An 18,083-nucleotide genomic window follows, 5' to 3' on the forward strand; every position below is an offset into this window, starting at 1 on the left:
TATGATACAATTAATCTAAGAACGAAATAAAGGAGACTTTTACATGGTTGTAAATATTTATGATACTGCAAATGAACTTAGTCGCCAATTGCGCGAAACTCAAGAATATCAAGGATTACAAAAGGCTTTTGAAGCATTAAAGGCTGATAGCGAAACTTTTGACACCTTCAAAAAGTTCCAACAAGCTCAAGCAGATGCTCAACACAAGCAAATGACTGGTCAACAACCAACTGATGATGAAATTAAAAACATTCAAAACCTTGCCAAGGAAGTAAGTGGCAAGAAGGTTGTCCAAGACTTGATGAACCAAGAACGGCAAGTTGATAGCATGCTTCAACAATTGAATAAGACAATTACAAGTCCAATTCAAGAACTTTACAGTGAAGTAATGCCAAAGATGCCAGGACAAGAATAATTAATTTATTACGATACGAGTAAGGGGCTGGGAGAAAGCAAAATTTTTCTCAGCTCTTTTATTGTTAAGAGGACAAACTATGAGATTTATTCATACAGCCGATTTACACCTTGATAGTCCCTTTTTAGGATTGGCTTCGATGCCAAAACCATTATGGGAACGCGTCCATTCATCGACATTTGCTGCCTTTCAAAAGATTGTTGACGATGCAATTGCCTTAAAAGTCGATTTTGTTTTAATTAGCGGGGATATTTATGATCGTGATCAGCAAAGCATTGCCGCTACTGATTTTTTTATCAAACAGTGTGAACGACTTAATCAAGCCCATATCCCAGTCTATTTGCTTTACGGTAACCATGATTATCAAATTGTCCAAGATGCAGGAGAACTTCCCGCAAATGTTCATGTCTTTGGTAATCGCGTAATGACCACCACCCTTACTTTGGCAAATCACGATACTGTGGCTATCTCGGGCTTTAGTTATGATCAACGATGGCTTCAAGAAGATCAAGTGAAGAAATATCCACCTAAAAGAAATGAAACCTGGCACATCGGGATGCTTCACGGGGCAGTCCGGCAAAGTCAAGATAATCACTATGCTCCGTTTACGATTGATGAATTAATCGCTAAAAATTATGATTATTGGGCACTTGGCCATATTCATAAGCACCAAATCTTGAATGAGGAACCGCCTATCGTTTACAGCGGTAATCCACAGGGCCGGCATAAAAATGAAGCCGGGCAGCATGGCTACTATTTAGTAGAAAGTCAGGGCAATAAACTTGTGCCGCAATTTAAACCAGTTGCAGAAATTGAATGGACCAGTCTAACTGTTAATGCTTTACCAACTAATGATCTTGCCGAAATGGAGCGATCCTTGTCACAAGTAATTGATGGTAAGCTGAAAAAAGAACCTTTTCAACTGGTAGAACTTACGATTGCTAACATTAGGCAACTTTCACCAACGATTCGGCACTTACTTGCAAATGGGGATGTCTTTGAACACCTGCAGGACCAAAATGCAGCTAATGATAAATGGTGGGTCTATGACCTCTTGCTCCACCAGCAAAATTCGTTGCCATCAATGGCTGATCTAGATGAACGGTATTGGCAACAAGCCGCCCAAAAAGTATTTACCCCTGCTAATATTGCAGAATTAACGAAAAGCTTAGCACGGGATGCTGATTTAGCAGCTAAGTTGACAAGCCTTGATCTTCAGCAATTGAAGCAAGCAACGACCCAATTATTGCGGCGGGAGGATTAGAAGATGAAAATAAAAAAAGCCCATATCGATGGCTTTGGCAAATGGCATGATCAAGATTTCGATTTTACAGCTAATCCCCAAATAATCTATGGCCCTAATGAAGCTGGAAAGACAACCTTGATGGCCTTTCTTGTTAGTATTTTATTCGGCTTTGCGGATGGGCGGGGAAAGAACCGGTTTGCCCAGTATATTCCGAAGACTACTTCTAGTTATGGGGGAAGTTTATTAGTTGAGGTCAATGGTCATGATTACTTGATTAAACGGCAACGCGGGCGGAACGGTGGTAAGGTTAGTGTGACTGATTCACAAGGTCGTCAAGGTGGTGAGCAAGAATTAAAACAACTGCTTGGCACAATGGATCGGTCGCTCTATCAAGCACTTTTTAGTTTTGGTCAACGGGACTTAACGGTTGTAGATGAACTTAATCGGGATGAATGGCAACAACATTTGCAGCAACTAGGGGCGGTTGGCAGTGCACAGTGGGAGCAGTTAATCAGTCAATACCAGAAACAAGCTGACCATCTCTATAAGCCACGGGGACGGAAATGGCCACTCAATCAAGACCTCCATCAATACGCGGATTTAACGGATAAAATTAATCGAGCACGAAATAAATTTAAACGATATCAAGACCTGCAGACAAATTTGCAAGCAAACAAAGAAAAATTACGACAAGCACAGGCAGAATTGAAAAAACAACAGCCGCTTTTGCAAAAATTAGAACATTTACAGCAGTTGTGGCCAGTTTACCATGAATGGCAACATAGCCACCAAACTCGGCCGCTTGCTGACTATTTAACTGATCAGCAAGTTGCAACGGCCCAAGAGCTACAAGTGAGGGAAAAGGAACTTCGCCGCCAACAACAGGTCTATCAACAGCGCTTGGCAAGTATCGATCATCAGTCTCCACAAGCAACTAAGCATTCGCCACACAGCATGCCGGAACTTCGCCGCCTTAAGGAGCAAGCAGTTGAATTACAAGCGGAAGAGGCTTTGCAACACCGGCAACAAACGCAGGCTAATCAGTGGCAGCAGGAATTAACTGCAATTAAAATTCGCTACCACCATCCCTTGCCAGCGCCATTAACCCCACAGGAAAAAGCAGAACTTGCCCGGCTCCTTAATGTCCAACCGCTTTCTCGGGCAACCGCTAGCCAGTCAACCGGAGACCCTTCTCGAACCGCGATAATCGGAATTGTCGGCGGTTTTATCCTTTTTATCATCGGGTTGTTAGCGAATGCTACTTTTATTACCGTTATCGGGGCAATTGCGGCCTTTGCGACAGTTATGTATCTTTATTATCAACGCCAAGAAAGTCATGCTACTCCAGTAACGACCGATTCCCAAGCGATCATGGCATTTGGTCAAAAATACGGCTTACAGGATTTTCCGCCTGATCAATGGCTATTAATGCAGGGGGATTTACAACGAAACGCCGAATTAGCTGCCCAACTCCAAACTGCCGGACAAGATCAGCAAAGATATGACCACCAGCTTGCCATCTTTAACCAACAATTGCCACCGGCTTTGCAAAATCTGCCACTGGCAACTGTTAGGGCTAAATTAGATGATTTGCTGGAACAAGGGCAACAAGCTCGTCAGGATATTCAAGCAAATACCCGGGAAAAAGCAACGATTGCTAATAATTTAGCTCGGCTCAATCAAGACTACAGTAAAATTAATCAGCAAAAAATGGCGATTTATCAGCAAGCTGGGGTGCATGATGATAACCAATTTACCCAGTACTTAGCAAACCGTTCTGCAGCGCAATCCCAAGCCTTGGCATCCGATGTCTACGGACAACAATTGACCGCAGAAGACCGCCAAGCCCTCGCTGCATACGCGAACAGGGATGAGCTAGCGATGACTTTATCGAAGACTCGGCGCCAGCTTGACCAGCTCAACCTAACAATCTCCCAAACCCACAAGGAGATGCAAAAAGATAAAGTTGAAATTGATAGCTTAGTTGAAGATGGAACCCTCAGTAACCTTGAACAGGAACGGGCTAATCTAGCCGCTAAGATTTGGTATGAAGTACAAGAATGGTTAAGGTACCAATTGGCGATACAATGGGTTAATAAGGCTCTTGCAGGAGCTTCATCTGATCGTTATCCCGCAATTATTCGGCAGGCAGAGCAATATTTTGCCTTGTTAACTGATCACCGTTATTCCCAGATTGACTTAACGACGGACGGGATCAAGGTTGTGCGGAAAGATCAAGAAGTCTTTTTAGTGGAAGAATTATCGCAAGGAACGGCTGAACAGCTGTATATTGCGCTTCGGCTTGGCTTTGTCACTGTGATGAGTGATCAAGCCAACTTCCCGGTAATTATTGATGATGGATTCGTTAATTTTGATAACATTCGGCGGCAACGAATGCTGGCCTTGCTAGAAAAAATTGCTGAGAAGAATCAGGTTATCTATTTTACTGCTGATGACCGAATTAAGGATCTTGACGTTAAAATTCTTGACTTGCAAGCGTTCAAACGTGAATAAATTATGAAGATGGTATAAACATTTATTTATGAGACTGGCACGAAAAAATAAGTGTGGTATATTGGATGAGTGAAGTTATCGAAAAAATATTTTGTTTAAGGATGTGTTTCTTACATGAAATCCAAAAAGTTAATTGCTATTATCGCGGGGGCAGCATTGATGATGCCACTTGCTGCTTGTGGAAATAAAGCAGTCGCTACTACTAGCGGTGGTAAAATCACTGAGAGCGAATACTACAGCAGCATGAAGCAAACTAGTGCTGGTAAGCAAGTGCTTCAACAAATGATCTTAGATAAGGTCTTAGAAAAGCAATACGGTAAAGAAGTCAGTGATAAGCAAGTTAACGCGCAATACAATACCTACAAGAGTGAGTATGGTTCTGACTTTAATGCTTATTTACAAAGTCAAAACTTAACTGAAAAGTCATTGAAGCAACAAATTCGGTCAAACTTACTCTTGACTGCTGCTGCTCGTCACTACTCCCACATCACTAACAAGCAGATCAATAAGCAATGGACCAAGTACCAACCTAAAGTTCAAACTGCGACGATCCTTGTTGGAAGTAAGTCTGATGCTGAAGATATCATTAACCAATTAAATGACTCCAGCAACAAGTATAAGACTTTCAAGAAGCTTGCTAAGTCCAAGTCAACTGATAGTCAAACCAAGAACAACGGTGGTAAGCTCCCAGCCTTTGATAATACTGACAACCAACTTGATTCTGCTTACAAGAAGGCTGCCTTCAAGTTAAAGACTGGCGAATACACCACTACCCCTGTTAAGACTGACGATGGTTACCAAGTAATTTACATGATCGAACACCCAGCTAAGGGTAAGAAGAGTCAACACATCAATGACTTGAAGAACCAAATCGTTCAAGAAAACATGAACAACCAAAACTTTATGCGGAAGGTTGTTTCGAACGTCTTGAAGAAAGGTAACGTTTCAATCAAGGAAAACGATGTTAAGAATATTCTTGATGACTATCTTAACTCCAGCACAACGACTAGCAGCTCTAGCAACAGTAGCAGTAGTAGTTTCAACAAGTAAATAGGGTATAAAAATGGGAGCGAGACAGAAGTCACTTGTGACTTCGTTTTTCGACGCGAAGCTAGCCTCTGGGAGCCCCCGCAAGTAACATAGGCCTCCAACGTTCGGTTTTGTCGGACGTTGGAGGCCATTGTTGTACTGCGTATTTGCTTTTTATGAAAGTAACTTAACTTATGTCACAGTCCCTTATTTTTGCTGTTCTTTTTGATCAAGTTTTAACACATCCAGAATAATCTGAATCCGGTTCAGCCGAGGCTCGGTTTTAAACTTCCACTTCTTAACATCGCGTTCAACATCGTTAATAAACTTTTGCACACCAGGGATGGCAGACTGTAGTTCATCAATGCCGTTTTTTAGCTGTGAGACTTCGGTGCTGAGCCGTTTGAATTCCTCTTGAATTTCTTTTAGCCGTTGCATAACTAGTCTTCTTTCATTTGATCGATGATTGATTGTTGGATTTCTTTGTACTTTTCATCGTTGTAGTTACCAGAATTGTCCTTAAAAATCATCTTAAAATCATCATCGCTAGTGTACCGTGGAATCAAGTGGAAGTGAGAGTGGAAGACTGATTGATAAGCGACTTCACCATTGTTGTTAACCACGTTCATTCCCTTGATGGCAGGATTAGCAGCCTTGACTGCCCGGGCAATCTTTGGTATACGGGAAAATACTTGAGCAGCAAGATCAGCATCGTAGGCAAATAAATCGGGGACGTGCTTCTTCGGGATGACAAGGGTGTGGCCGGGAGTTCCTTGAGAAATATCAAGGAAGGCCTTTACGACGTCATCTTCATAGACTGTGTAGCTAGGAATATCACCGTTAATGATTTTGCAGAAAATACAATTATCGTCCATATTAATCGCTCCTTTTGAAGATTAAACTTATCCTAAGTATACCGAAAAAATCGCGTTCGTGCATGATTTAGTAGAAGAAATAACCTATGATATAATAAAAAGATATGACTAAGCAATCAATAAGAAGGGATGAATAATGGCTTTAGAGATAAATAAACTTGTTGGTGGATATTCGCAAATTCCCGTGTTGAAGGATGTCAGCTTTGATGTTCAACCTGGCGAGCTGGTTGGTTTGATCGGCCTAAACGGTGCCGGGAAGTCAACAACGCTAAACCACGTGATTGGCTTATTGCGACCATTTTCGGGGTCAATCAAGATTGATGGCCTTACTATCCAGGCTAACCCGGAAGAGTATAAAAAGCAGATCGCCTATGTTCCCGAAACGCCAATTCTTTATGATGAATTGACTCTCCGTGAGCATATCGATTTAACGATTATGGCGTACGAGCTTGATCACGATGAGGCATGGCAGCGGGCAACAAAATTATTAAAACTTTTTCGGCTGGATAATAAACTTGACTGGTTCCCCGCTAACTTCTCTAAGGGGATGAAGCAAAAGGTAATGATCTGTTGTGCCTTTATGACCAAGGCAAAGCTATTGATCATTGATGAACCATTCTATGGGTTGGATCCCTTGGCTGTTCATGACTTGCTGGGCTTGATTGAGCAAAAGAAGAAAGAGGGCGTTGCGGTTTTGATGTCGACCCACGTCCTTGATACGGCGCAACGGTATTGTGACCGCTTTGTCCTATTGGCAGATGGGAAAGTCCGGGCACATGGAACTTTAGAAGAACTACGAGCAGCTGGTGATTATGCCGGCGAATCCTTAGATGAGATTTACTTGCATCTTGCAAAGGGTGATCGTGATGAATAAGTTATTTAGCAAGCGTCGCAGTCAACACTTTATGCTCTTACTGCGCTATTGGCGACTAGTCTTCAATGATCACTTTGTCATCGCCTTGTTTTTCCTGTTCGGAGCCTTGGCGTATGGCTACTCCCAATGGCTGCCAACCTTGGGGCCGCATAAATGGTGGACCAGGTTGATCTTGATCGGCTGGTTTACGGTTATCGCCCAAATCGGTCGGCTTGCAACGCTGATCAAAAAGCCGGACCCAGTCTTTCTCTTGCCGCAAGTTGAAGGAATCCATCGTTACCTTAACCAGGCAACCTGGTATAGTCTGATCTTAGCGGAAATAATGACAGTGGTCGGCGCCTTTATCGCCCTACCGTTCGCGTTAACAACGGAAAAACTCAGCAGTGCCGAGATTGTGACCATTTTTTTAGTCGCCATTGTCAATAAGGCTGATTGGATGTATGTGGCCCGTAAATCATTGAGCTTACGATGGGGTGGTCAACAATGGCGGACCCGGTTAGAATACTGGATAAACCCGCTCCTTGCTTCAATCGCAACGTGGCTGGTTAACCCCTATGTCGGCTTTGTCGTAGCAGTACTCCTATACTTAGCGGTAATTATCTATTATCGTGATCTTGCCGTCAATTGGCGCATTGCCGTCAAGGTAGAACAAGATCGGATGTATAGTGTCTACCGTTTCTTTAACCTTTTTACCGATGTGCCAAGTGTTCAGGGAAATACAAAACGCCGGAAGTGGGCAGATGGGTTGATTCACTGGTTAAGCAAGGATGGTCAACCATGGTCTTACTTATACGCTCGGGCATTTGTCCGCAGTACGGAGGTGAGTGGGATCGTTAGTCGGTTGACCCTGTTAGGAATGGTGATTGTCTTCTTACTACCAGCGGGCTGGCTTAGTACCGTGGTGGTCGTGCTCTTTATCTACTTGATAGCGACCCAGCTGATGCCACTTTATGACCAGTATGAATCGAATGTCTTTACCCACATCTATCCGATCCCAGCTAGTCAGCAACAGGCAGACTTTAAGCAGCTGTTAACCAAGGTGACGGCGCTTGAAGCACTATTGATCGCTCTTGCTAGTATCAGTTGGCAGCTGAATGTCGGTCAGATGCTAATTAATCTTATTATTGCGGCAGTCGAAGTGGTCTTATTAAGTCGTTTCTACTTCAATGTCAGAGTCAAAAAACTAATGAAATGAGGATTTTAATCTATGCGTGTTAAACATAAAAAGTGGGCTGATCCATTAATTGCTGCTCATCCCGAACTAATGATTGATGATGCTACTCAATTTAAGGGTAAGTGGCAATCACGGTTTGCCAAAGAACAGCCCCTCCACTTAGAAGTGGGGATGGGGAAAGGTCAATTTATCATTGGCATGGCGAAGGCTCATCCCGAAATCAACTTTATTGGTCTTGAAATTCAACGGACCGTTGCGGCAATCGCCCTCAAAAAAGCGCTTGAGGAAGACTTGCCAAACCTCCAATTAATTTGTGGGGATGGGGAAGACTTGCAAGAATACTTTGAGGATGGGGAAGTCGCTAAGATGTACCTTAACTTCTCTGATCCATGGCCGAAGAAACGGCATGCTAAACGGCGGTTGACCTACAAGACCTTTTTAGCAACCTATCAGCAAATCCTTCAAGATCAAGGCACAATTGAACTCAAAACTGATAACATGGGTCTCTTTGAATTCTCACTAGAAAGCATGAATAACTACGGAATGATCTTTGATGGTGTCTGGTTAGACCTGCACCATAGCGAAGAAAATGAACATAATGTTGAAACCGAGTATGAGCAAAAATTTGCGGCGAAAGGCCAACCAATCTATAAGCTAATTGCTAATTTTAAGTAAAATACTAGTCAGTAAGTAGACGAATACTTGCTGACTAGTATTTTTTAGCTTTTTTGTTGGGGATGAGAAATCGATTTCTTTATAGCGATATCAAATAAAAAAGTGTATTTAAAAGTAATTCCGCCATAAATGGAATGATAATTTTGTGTTTATGATTCGATAAATATGTGCTAGAATGTTTTCGAAAAATAAATTATAAGTTATGACGTACAGATATATGGGGGGATATTGAATGTCGAAGAACAATACACAAGAATATGTACGTAAAATGGAACCGCAACGGCAACGGTTTGGTTTACGCAAACTCAGTGTTGGTGTTGCGTCGGTCTTATTAGGAACGACATTTATGGTCGGGGGTACCGTAGCACACGCTGATAATATACCTATTGCGCAAGAAGCAACAACAGCAAATACCGATATTACTGAGCCAGTTTCTACTTCTGCTGTACAAGCTGATAAACAAACTAATGGAGAACAAAACTCAGTCGAAAATACTAGTAGTAATCCACAAAAGGAACAACAATTAGTAAATAAAACAAGTGATGAGAACACAGATCAACTGAACAATGAAAAGAATCAAGAATTGTTAAAGGATAACGAGTATGAATCGATTGCTAATTTAAATAAAAACAATGTCAACACACAAAATACTCCAGTTGAAGAAAGTAAGGTTTCCCAAGCTGCTACCGAACAAAATGCAAGAATTGATTTAACGTTTGTTGATGATGACGATAACGGAAAGATAGTAGATTATTCAGAATATTTACCAAGCGAAAATAATGGTCATCATTATGCGTACGGAAAAGTTGGCGATAAGGTTAATGAGAAAGCATACAATAATGGTACGATGAGTATTGAACGTATGCTGAAGATTTTAGGTGTTTGGAATTATAAACCAGCTGGTGCATATCAAGCTCCAACAGAATTTACAAGCCCTGAAATGAGCTTTCAAATTCATTTAAAACACCAAACACGGCAAAAAGAATACGATCCAATTACTCTTACTAGAACTATCCACTATCGTCATACAATGGCAACTGATGGTAAAACGATGCAAGATGATCAAGGAAAAGAAGTTCCTGATTATAAAGTAAAGTATCAAATTACGCCAACGGTTACTTTCGATCTAGTTACCAATGAGGTGAAAAATGGAATATTCAATGTTAAGAATTTAACTACTGACGAAACTTATACAATTGCTAGTAAAAATAATCGGCTAGTAGTTGATTATTTTGATCCAATCATGTCACCGGATGTGTCACAACGATGGAAGCCTCAAGTAGTCGAAACAACGGAATCATTTGATAAATTACCTGATCTTAATTATTGGAAATTATTTGCCAATGGAAATATTTCTGATAATCAATCAGTAGTTTATAAGGTAGACTATACAAAAATAAAAATTGGCGATTACGTTCCTAATGATGAATTATATTACAATACTGATATAGAGGAATCAGCTGATGGGACAAAAGAGACGGTATATCGTTATTTTTATTATGGAATGACCGATGAAAATGATGAAGGGGTTAACATCGATCATGTAACTAAGCAACACTATGCTGGCCGCCAAGCTCTTGAGTTTACGCGTACGAAGACTGTTGGTACTGATGGACAAGTGACATATGGTAAATGGATTCCTGTCACAACAGATACTTTCCCTGAATATAATTACAACGATAATTATCAGGTTAAAGGATACGATGGACAGTATTCTCATGCACCGGCTGTAAAGTATTACCCAAATGATCCAACGAAAAATGGTGGAATGAGTGTTTTTGATCCATATGGTCCTTTATACAAAGTATCAATTATTGATGATGTAACTGGTGAGACATTAAATACTTATAAAAAGAATCCGGTACCGGAAGCCGGAGATGATTATCAATACACGCGTGATCGAGCTGAAAAGACTCGTCAAAGTATTTATGACCAAGTTGATAAATACAAGAGTAAAGGATACACGGTTGTAAGCGATGACTTTGGTAGTATTAGTATTAATAATACTGATAATGCTAACCACAGTGAAGGAACAGATGAAGACGCTAAGTATGTATATACAATTCATCTTACTCATAAAGCAACTCCTCACACTGATTCTAAGATCGCTAGCCGTACCATTCATTATGTTGCTAATACTAAGGATGGTAAGCAATTACTTGACGATACCACCCAAAAGGTTACTTTGAGGGGTGTTTACTACACCGACGCAACCGACCCAACCTCAACTAAGTTAGTTCATACTAAGACTACTACAGATGGCGAGTTGGTCGTTGATACTTCGGTTAGTGATCCTGCTGAGGAAGCTTGGACAGTAGATGCACATTCATCTCAAGGCTTAACTGCCGATCAAAAGAACTTAGCTGCTGTAACTACTCCAGAAACTATCAGCTTAACTGATAGCCAAGTAGCAAAGCGTGGTGTCGATTCTGGCAATTGGTACTTGATTGGTACTGACGCTAATGGTGAGGTTTCTTACGGAGATCCTACTGCATCTACTTGGAAAGATGAATTACCAGACGGCTACTTAATCTATAAGCAAAAAGCTCAATACAACATTCACTATGTTGACGTTAATGGTGTAGAAGGTAAGGATGTTTATACTCCAACAGACGGTAAAGAACTTAATGATCACCATATCTCTAATATTGGTAGCGCTAATTATGTTGGTGATACACCTGATGCAACTAACAACTTATGGACTAACTACGAAAAAGAGGGCTATGTTCTAGTTGGTTTATCTAATAATGCTACAGATGGTAAGTTAGGTAAGCAAACTTTAACTCATGATGTTCAAGATCAATACGTTTACTTGAAGCATGCAGCTAAGGTCATTACACCAAATACACCAGTTGATGAAGTACCAAAGAATTCAAGTGTTAAGCCAGAAGACTTAAGCAAGAGCGCAGATCGTATTATCCACTACGTAACTGAAAAGGATAAGACTCCATTACTTGACGATACTACGCAAAAAGTTACTTTTGAAGGTACCGCTTATGTAGATGCAGTAAATGGTAAGCTTGTTCAGCCAGAAGAAGGCACTGATGCTCTTACAGGTGGCAAGGCATTACTTGCACTTACTACTCCTGGCAAGATTACTTGGACTGCAACAGCAGGCGATGGTTCAACAGTTGACGATCATGGTGCAAGTTTCAACGAAGTAACTAAGCCTGTAATTACTGATGGTAAGCTTGCAGGTAAATGGCTTGTAACTAAAGCTACTGCTAATAATGCTAAGCAAGATGGAACTGATCTTGATCCAGCAAGCAAGAACTTTGATGCACATCGTGAAGTAACTTTGGAATACGTCAAGGACGTTAAAGCTGATATTACTTACTGGGACATCACTGACGGTATGGATCACAAGGTTCAACTTGGTAATACCGACCCTGCAAGTGATAGTGAAGGTAGACCTAACGAATTAATCCACTTTAACAATAATGAAAAGCGTATCTCTGATCTTGAAAATGCAGGTTATGTCTTTGTGGATACTGACTATCACAATGGTGATAAATATGGCACAGAAGATAGTCATTTCAATGTATACTTAAGACACGCAGTTAAGAACATTACACCAAATACGCCAGCCAAAGAAGTACCAAAGAATCCAGATGGTACTCCAGCTGTAGATCCAAGTGATTTGCATAAGGAATTCACTCGCAATATTACTTTTGTCGCAAATAATGATGATAAGAGTACTTTGAGTGATCCAATTTCTCAAAAGGTTACATTTGATGGTCATATTTATGTAGATGTGGTAACTGGTCAAGCCACTACTCCAGAAACTATCAAGAATGCTAATGGTGAGAACGTTCAAGTTGCAACTACTAAAGCTGGCAAGATTGAATGGAACCATGAAACTCAAACTATGGATGGTGTTCGTCGTCAGTACATTACCTTAAAGAAGGGCGACAAGTACGCAACTTCTGATGATATGGTTGGTACTTGGCACTGGATTAGTGGTACGGCTGACGAGATTACTTTGACACCAACTTCAGATAATCCTGAGGACCTTCAATTAGTTTACGAAAAGAACGAGCATGAAACAGGTCCAGATGAAGATCATGATTTACCAAAGGTTGACGTAAAACAAGAAACTAAGACTTTCACTAGAACTGTTGTCTACCATGGTACTAAAGATGGTGGCAAGACTTACCAAGATGTAAATGGTTCACCAGATGGTAAGAACACTTACAAGCAAACTGTAATCTTTACTAGAAATGTTTTCTCAACTACTAATAAAGATGGTAAGGTAACAATTCTTGAAACTGATCCATGGACAACTACTGATAGTACTATGGGGCGTGTAGATTCCAAGAAGCCTAGTGAAGTTGGTTATGATGAAGTTGATACTAAGTTTATTAATGCACGTACAATTGATCCAAATAAGGATACTACTGATTTAGGAACCTTCATTGTGACATATACAGCTACCCCAACGCAGCCAACAGAGCAACCAACGGAACAGCCGACGAGTCAACCGACCGTTCAACCAACGGAACAGCCGACGAGTCAGCCAACCGTTCAACCAACGGAACAGCCAACGAGTCAACCGACTGTTCAACCAACGGAACAGCCGACGAGTCAGCCAACCGTTCAACCAACAGAGCAACCAACGAGTCAGCCAACCGTTCAACCAACGGAACAGCCGACAAGTCAGCCAACTGTTCAACCAACGGAACAGCCAACGAGTCAACCGACTGTTCAACCAACGGAACAGCCGACGAGTCAGCCAACCGTTCAACCAACAGAACAGCCAACGAGTCAACCGACTGTTCAACCAACAGAGCAGCCGACGAGCCAACCGACTGCCCAACCAACAGAACAGCCAACGAGCCAACCGACCGTTCAACCAACAGAACAGCCAACGAGTCAGCCAACCGCTCAACCAACGGAACAGCCGACGAGTCAACCGACCGCTCAGCCAACAGAGCAGCCGACTGTTCAACCAACAGAACAGCCAACGAGTCAGCCAACCGCTCAACCAACGGAACAGCCGACGAGTCAACCGACCGCTCAACCAACAGAGCAGCCAACCGCTCAATCAACTACTAAGCAAGGTGCTCAACAATTGCCACAAACTGGTAATCAAAAGTCATCAAGCTTAATTGGTCTCGGTTTTGCTGGTCTTCTCTCAGCACTTGGCTTAACAAAAGTAAATAAGAAACGGAAAGATTAATTTCCTGCTAAAAAGGAGTAACCCTCAGCCATCTTGGCTGTAAGGATTACTCCTTTTTATTTATTATTGATTAACTTTTGCCATTTTAGCGCGACATGATCGAAGTGGTATTTTTGTGCTGCTTTTTGCGCGTTTTGGGCATATTTCTTTGCAAGTTTAGGATCTTCTAACAGTTTTCGCAGTTGCTGGTATAAGGCTTCTTGATCGTTAGGGGGGATCAGTTTACCGCTCTGCTGGTCATCGATTATGTCAGCTGGTCCATAATTGATATCATAACTAATAACTGGACAGCCATGGCCCTGTGCTTCTAGGACAGCCATCGCAAAGCCCTCGTAATAGCTTGTTAAAATCTCTGCTTGGGCATGTTCATAGACAGCACTAAGGTCATCGCAATAGCCGACGAAATTAATGTATTGTTCAGCGTTATTCCCTTTAACCAATGACTTCAGGGCGTTGGCAGTTTGGTTTTTATTCCAACTATCACTATAGCCATAAATATCAAGGGTCACTTGCGGGAAATCATGATGGAGCCGAATAATTGCATTGATAATATGATCAAGCTGTTTGATTTTAGAAAGTCGGGCAACCGCGATGAATTTTCCGGTTTGGCGATAGGCAAGGGGGATTTCTTTTGCGAGCTCTGTGCTTGTTAAATAGGTCACTGGAATGCCGTAACTATGGTTGGTTTGGAACCGTTTCGCAGCGTCTTGAGCTTCTTGATCCGTGGCCGAAATGAGCCCGGTGAGTTGACCTTTTGTAAGCATTGCTGAAATTGGCTGATAGATCGCTGAAATGGGTCCATTGCTTTGCCCATTATCGGTAAAAGCTGAGTGAAAGACTTGGTACCGTCTTGCCGGCTTTTTCATTAGCGTAAACGACTTTAATGCGATGTTAGAACGATCACTGATAAGAATTGATTGGGAATCATCCCCAACAAGCTCATCTAAAAAGTGCGCCCGAAATTCGACTTCATTATCAAATTGCCATTCCTGCCCTTGATCGATTAGCTGAATAAGGGTGAGAATGGGGACATTACCTTCGCCACCACGATAATGATAGATTATCTTGACCTGTCCATTATGATCGTAATACTGGCGAGCAATTAACCGTCCCTTATCTTCAAAATATTCAGTATAGGTACGACATCCCTGATCGTAAAAGTCTCGTCGATTGGTAAAACCATACTGATCAAAATAGTCGATATAGTATAACCGTCCATTGCGGAAGTTGACGCGAACCCGTACTTTGCCATTGCGCAGGGCACAATTGTCCTTAACTTGGCAGGCGGGGACAGCTAATGCCTGCTTGATAATGGATTGATCAACTGTAGGATCAGCGTGGTAAGGAAGCTGTTGATAAAACTGATAGAGGTTAAGAACGCGGCCACTAACATTCAGTTTTTCTTCAATTGTCTGATGGTCAAAATTATATAGCATAGTGACGATAGTGGCAGGGGCGTTCAAGTGATCGAAAATTCGTAATCGCTTGACCTGGGCGAGTTCAATGGCCGAGGTATGCAAATCCTGCCGGCTGGTAATGAAATAATTCATGATAAATTCCTTCTCAAACGATTTAGTGGTTTTATCCCTTAATCTGGATCTTTTAATGATTTACCACTCTTAATTTGCTTAAATTGATTGAATGCTTGTTCAACTGTTCGATATTCAGCAGTCGAAAGTTCAATTTTCATTGCCTGTGCATTAGAAAGGACTTGGCGGGCATTTTTAGCTCCTGGAATCACCGCAGTAATAAGTGGGTTTTGCAGATACCATGCGAGAATTATTTGGGCAATCGTAGCGTGATGGTTATCAGCAATTGGACGGACGAGATCAACAGCATGTAAAATTGTGCTGTAACGTGGCTCTTTAAAGTCGGCAATCTGGCTGCGGATATCACTAGCAGGAAATGTTGCATCAGTGGTATACTTTCCAGTCAATAGCCCAGAAGCTAGCGGGAAGTAAGGGACAAAGCTGATGTTGTTTTCATTCAGGTAGTCGAGCATTCCTTCTGTTAGATGGTCTTGATGAAGAAGGCTGAATTCATCTTCTACAATGTCAACGTAACCATCCGCATTTGCCTCTTTGATTTGAGCAAGACTAAAATTGGAAACTCCGATTGCCCGAATCTTTCCTTCTTCCCGTAATTTTTGAAGAGCACCGACTGCCTCTGCTTTCGGGGTATCATGATCAGGAAAGTGCAGATAGTAAATATCAATATAGTCAGTTTGCAACCGTTGTAAACTGTCATTGACTTGCTGAGTAATAAAATTTGGATCGTTATTAATAACTTCTTTACCCGTTGAAAAGTCATGAGCGCCCTTTGTTGCAATGATGATTTGATGCCGATCGTAATCTTCAATGGCTTGCCCGATCAGTTCCTCTGAATGACCCAAGCCATAGACATAGGCAGTATCTAATAAATTGATTCCGTTATCTAAAGCCGTCTTAACAAGATCAATGCCGGCTTGATCATCTAAATCCGGGAAGAGATTATAACCGCCGACAGCGTTTGTTCCAAGACCGAGGGGATTTACTTCAACATCTGAATGACCGATTGTTACTGGATACTTCATGATAAACCTCCTTATTGGGTGAAAGCGCATGCATCAATTGCTTTAATTATACTAAAAATACCCTTAGGATGGACCGAAAGATTGCATTAAAATAGTAAATTAACGAAATTGAATTGAACGTTAAATTTAATTAAGTTGGGTTCAATAAGAAGGCGGATATTTGCAGTTAGTACCTAAATATATCAAGCTTTAATTTTTTACTGATGAGTTCAAGGAGGGCTAGCCCGGCAACGCTATTACCAGCATGGTCGAGTGCTGGACTAAAAATCCCAATCCCATAATGATTTGGGGCAGCAGAAACTAAACCACCGCCGACACCGCTCTTAGTGGGGACACCGATTTTAACGGAATAAGTTCCTGATTCATTGTAGAGGCCAGTCGTCATCATGACCGACTTTGTATATGTCGCGGCCTCGCTTGAAATGATTCGTTCATTATTCCAAGGAGCGATCCCGTCATTAGCAAGAACGGCGCCGAGATTAGCTAGGCTTTGACAAGTGACCATCATTGAACACTGCTTAAAATAGGTGTCAAGGCTAAGGGTGACATCATTAGTGAGGACTTCTTTGGCCTTGAGATAGTAGGCTAACGACCGATTCATATCCCCGGTTCGCAACTCCGATTGGTAAATTTCTTCGTTGAGAGTGATATCGGGGTCATTGCAGATTTTACGACTAAATTCAAGGATTTGGTCAAAGGGAGAAAGCCCATCTTGTTCTTCGATTAATGAACTGATGAGGATAGCGCCACTGTTAACAAAAGCGTTGAGAGGATGGGTCTCTTTGGTAATTTCCATGTTAAGGATTGTATCGAAGGGGAAGCCGGTTTGGCGTGTTCCAACTTGTTCTTCAACTGCTGACAAGCCTAAACGTTCAATTGCGTAGAGGAGGGTGATTACTTTCGAGACGCTTTCGATGGCAAATCGAACTTGAGATGCGCCTGCTTCTGCTTTTTTATCATTTGTGACGTCAAAAAGGTAAACGCCAAGTTGGTAAGGATCAACTTTTGCTAAAGCTGGAATATACGTTGCTACCTGTCCTTCGTCAATTTTGCTCCAACATTCTTGAATTGCGTCATTAAGATTCATGATGTTTTCTCCCTTTACATTGAAAAAAGCTGGGAAGTTTGTCCCCAGCCTTTGCTTTAGTTATTCTCAATTCGTTTTAATTCCAATAGACTACCAGTATATGCATCAGCAACAAACTCGTAATCTACTTCATCGCCATCTTCTAGCCGAGAAACGCCGCCTTCATAAGCTTGGGTTTTAACCGCGAATCGTTGGAAAGGTACTGCTTTATCATTGATCCAGCTGCCGGTTAGCGAACCTTCACTTGCAAAATCATTTTTGACTAGTTTTAAGATCCGATCAGCAGACATTTGGCGATTACCAAAAAGTTTGCCAGCGATAAAACCAGCGATTCCGGATGCACCTAATGTGACTGGAATCAGCCAGGGGTTGAGGGAGTTATTGTTTGCATTCATATGATTGCTTCCTTCACTATTTAAATTTAATCCGTTCTTAACTTCTCA

The 18,083-nt window shown here is 41.7% G+C and carries 14 protein-coding genes; 8 read left to right on the top strand and 6 right to left on the bottom strand.

The genetic code is table 11. The annotated features are described in order from the left end of the window. Positions 1-43: 43 nt before the first annotated feature. From H5S10_RS06800 to H5S10_RS06815, 4 genes are all read left to right on the top strand, one after another. On the top strand, positions 44-415 hold the full coding sequence (locus tag H5S10_RS06800; RefSeq protein WP_182586880.1) for a YlbF family regulator: 372 nt from the start codon (positions 44-46) through the stop codon (positions 413-415). 79 nt (positions 416-494) lie between these two features. Further along, positions 495-1,679 carry a metallophosphoesterase family protein gene (locus tag H5S10_RS06805; protein ID WP_182589139.1) on the top strand — a complete coding sequence of 395 codons (1,185 nt, stop codon included), beginning with the start codon at positions 495-497 and terminating at the stop codon, positions 1,677-1,679. A 3-nt stretch (positions 1,680-1,682) separates the two neighbouring features. Then, a complete protein-coding gene (locus H5S10_RS06810; RefSeq protein WP_182589140.1) occupies positions 1,683-4,175 on the top strand; it encodes an ATP-binding protein in 2,493 nt (830 codons plus the stop codon). A 114-nt stretch (positions 4,176-4,289) separates the two neighbouring features. After that, a complete protein-coding gene (locus H5S10_RS06815; RefSeq protein WP_182589141.1) occupies positions 4,290-5,225 on the top strand; it encodes a peptidylprolyl isomerase in 936 nt (311 codons plus the stop codon). A 186-nt stretch (positions 5,226-5,411) separates the two neighbouring features. On the opposite strand, the gene H5S10_RS06820 is transcribed toward H5S10_RS06815, so the two are convergent. Beyond that, on the bottom strand, positions 5,412-5,642 hold the full coding sequence (locus H5S10_RS06820; protein ID WP_182586884.1) for a hypothetical protein: 231 nt from the start codon (positions 5,640-5,642) through the stop codon (positions 5,412-5,414). A 2-nt stretch (positions 5,643-5,644) separates the two neighbouring features. Beyond that, on the bottom strand, positions 5,645-6,079 hold the full coding sequence (locus H5S10_RS06825; protein ID WP_182589142.1) for an HIT family protein: 435 nt from the start codon (positions 6,077-6,079) through the stop codon (positions 5,645-5,647). 136 nt (positions 6,080-6,215) lie between these two features. Here H5S10_RS06825 and H5S10_RS06830 point away from each other — a divergent pair, with 136 nt between their 5' ends. From H5S10_RS06830 to H5S10_RS10310, 4 genes are all read left to right on the top strand, one after another. Further along, complete coding sequence (locus tag H5S10_RS06830; RefSeq protein ID WP_182586886.1) at positions 6,216-6,953, top strand: ABC transporter ATP-binding protein; 738 nt, start codon at positions 6,216-6,218, stop codon at positions 6,951-6,953. Further along, positions 6,946-8,148: an ABC transporter permease gene (locus H5S10_RS06835; protein WP_182589143.1), complete on the top strand. Its 1,203-nt coding sequence runs from the start codon at positions 6,946-6,948 to the stop codon at positions 8,146-8,148. The genes H5S10_RS06830 and H5S10_RS06835 overlap by 8 nt, the downstream gene beginning before the upstream one ends. Positions 8,149-8,160: 12 nt before the next feature. Next, positions 8,161-8,802, top strand: coding sequence for a tRNA (guanosine(46)-N7)-methyltransferase TrmB (gene trmB, locus H5S10_RS06840; protein ID WP_035156976.1), 642 nt, complete (start codon positions 8,161-8,163; stop codon positions 8,800-8,802). 232 nt (positions 8,803-9,034) lie between these two features. Further along, positions 9,035-13,981, top strand: a complete 4,947-nt coding sequence (locus H5S10_RS10310) for a mucin-binding protein (RefSeq protein WP_233446402.1) — start codon at positions 9,035-9,037, stop codon at positions 13,979-13,981. A gap of 56 nt (positions 13,982-14,037) precedes the next feature. Here the strand turns inward: H5S10_RS10310 and H5S10_RS06865 are convergent, their stop codons facing one another. The 4 genes from H5S10_RS06865 to H5S10_RS06880 all read right to left on the bottom strand — a co-directional run bounded on the left by H5S10_RS06865 (position 14,038) and on the right by H5S10_RS06880 (position 18,035). Beyond that, the gene (locus H5S10_RS06865) at positions 14,038-15,531 is read right to left on the bottom strand and encodes a glycosyltransferase (protein WP_182589144.1); all 1,494 of its coding nucleotides are present in this window, start codon (positions 15,529-15,531) and stop codon (positions 14,038-14,040) included. A gap of 38 nt (positions 15,532-15,569) precedes the next feature. Further along, the gene (locus H5S10_RS06870; protein WP_182589145.1) at positions 15,570-16,553 is read right to left on the bottom strand and encodes an aldo/keto reductase; all 984 of its coding nucleotides are present in this window, start codon (positions 16,551-16,553) and stop codon (positions 15,570-15,572) included. Between the two features lie 166 nt (positions 16,554-16,719). Then, the gene (glsA, locus tag H5S10_RS06875; RefSeq protein ID WP_182586891.1) at positions 16,720-17,640 is read right to left on the bottom strand and encodes a glutaminase A; all 921 of its coding nucleotides are present in this window, start codon (positions 17,638-17,640) and stop codon (positions 16,720-16,722) included. Between the two features lie 56 nt (positions 17,641-17,696). Further along, a complete protein-coding gene (locus tag H5S10_RS06880; RefSeq protein ID WP_182586892.1) occupies positions 17,697-18,035 on the bottom strand; it encodes a PepSY domain-containing protein in 339 nt (112 codons plus the stop codon). Positions 18,036-18,083 lie beyond the last annotated feature (48 nt).

It is taken from the genome of Limosilactobacillus balticus (assembly GCF_014145615.1).
Lineage (GTDB): Bacteria > Bacillota > Bacilli > Lactobacillales > Lactobacillaceae > Limosilactobacillus > Limosilactobacillus balticus.

Excerpts from the sequence above, each read along its gene's own strand:
- H5S10_RS06800 (WP_182586880.1), top strand. The coding sequence starts at position 44 with ATGGTTGTAAATATTTATGATACTGCAAATGAACTTAGTCGCCAATTG.
- H5S10_RS06805 (WP_182589139.1), top strand. The coding sequence starts at position 495 with ATGAGATTTATTCATACAGCCGATTTACACCTTGATAGTCCCTTTTTA.
- H5S10_RS06810 (WP_182589140.1), top strand. The coding sequence starts at position 1,683 with ATGAAAATAAAAAAAGCCCATATCGATGGCTTTGGCAAATGGCATGAT.
- H5S10_RS06815 (WP_182589141.1), top strand. The coding sequence starts at position 4,290 with ATGAAATCCAAAAAGTTAATTGCTATTATCGCGGGGGCAGCATTGATG.
- H5S10_RS06820 (WP_182586884.1), bottom strand. The coding sequence starts at position 5,642 with ATGCAACGGCTAAAAGAAATTCAAGAGGAATTCAAACGGCTCAGCACC.
- H5S10_RS06825 (WP_182589142.1), bottom strand. The coding sequence starts at position 6,079 with ATGGACGATAATTGTATTTTCTGCAAAATCATTAACGGTGATATTCCT.
- H5S10_RS06830 (WP_182586886.1), top strand. The coding sequence starts at position 6,216 with ATGGCTTTAGAGATAAATAAACTTGTTGGTGGATATTCGCAAATTCCC.
- H5S10_RS06835 (WP_182589143.1), top strand. The coding sequence starts at position 6,946 with ATGAATAAGTTATTTAGCAAGCGTCGCAGTCAACACTTTATGCTCTTA.
- trmB (WP_035156976.1), top strand. The coding sequence starts at position 8,161 with ATGCGTGTTAAACATAAAAAGTGGGCTGATCCATTAATTGCTGCTCAT.
- H5S10_RS10310 (WP_233446402.1), top strand. The coding sequence starts at position 9,035 with ATGTCGAAGAACAATACACAAGAATATGTACGTAAAATGGAACCGCAA.
- H5S10_RS06865 (WP_182589144.1), bottom strand. The coding sequence starts at position 15,531 with ATGAATTATTTCATTACCAGCCGGCAGGATTTGCATACCTCGGCCATT.
- H5S10_RS06870 (WP_182589145.1), bottom strand. The coding sequence starts at position 16,553 with ATGAAGTATCCAGTAACAATCGGTCATTCAGATGTTGAAGTAAATCCC.
- glsA (WP_182586891.1), bottom strand. The coding sequence starts at position 17,640 with ATGAATCTTAATGACGCAATTCAAGAATGTTGGAGCAAAATTGACGAA.
- H5S10_RS06880 (WP_182586892.1), bottom strand. The coding sequence starts at position 18,035 with ATGAATGCAAACAATAACTCCCTCAACCCCTGGCTGATTCCAGTCACA.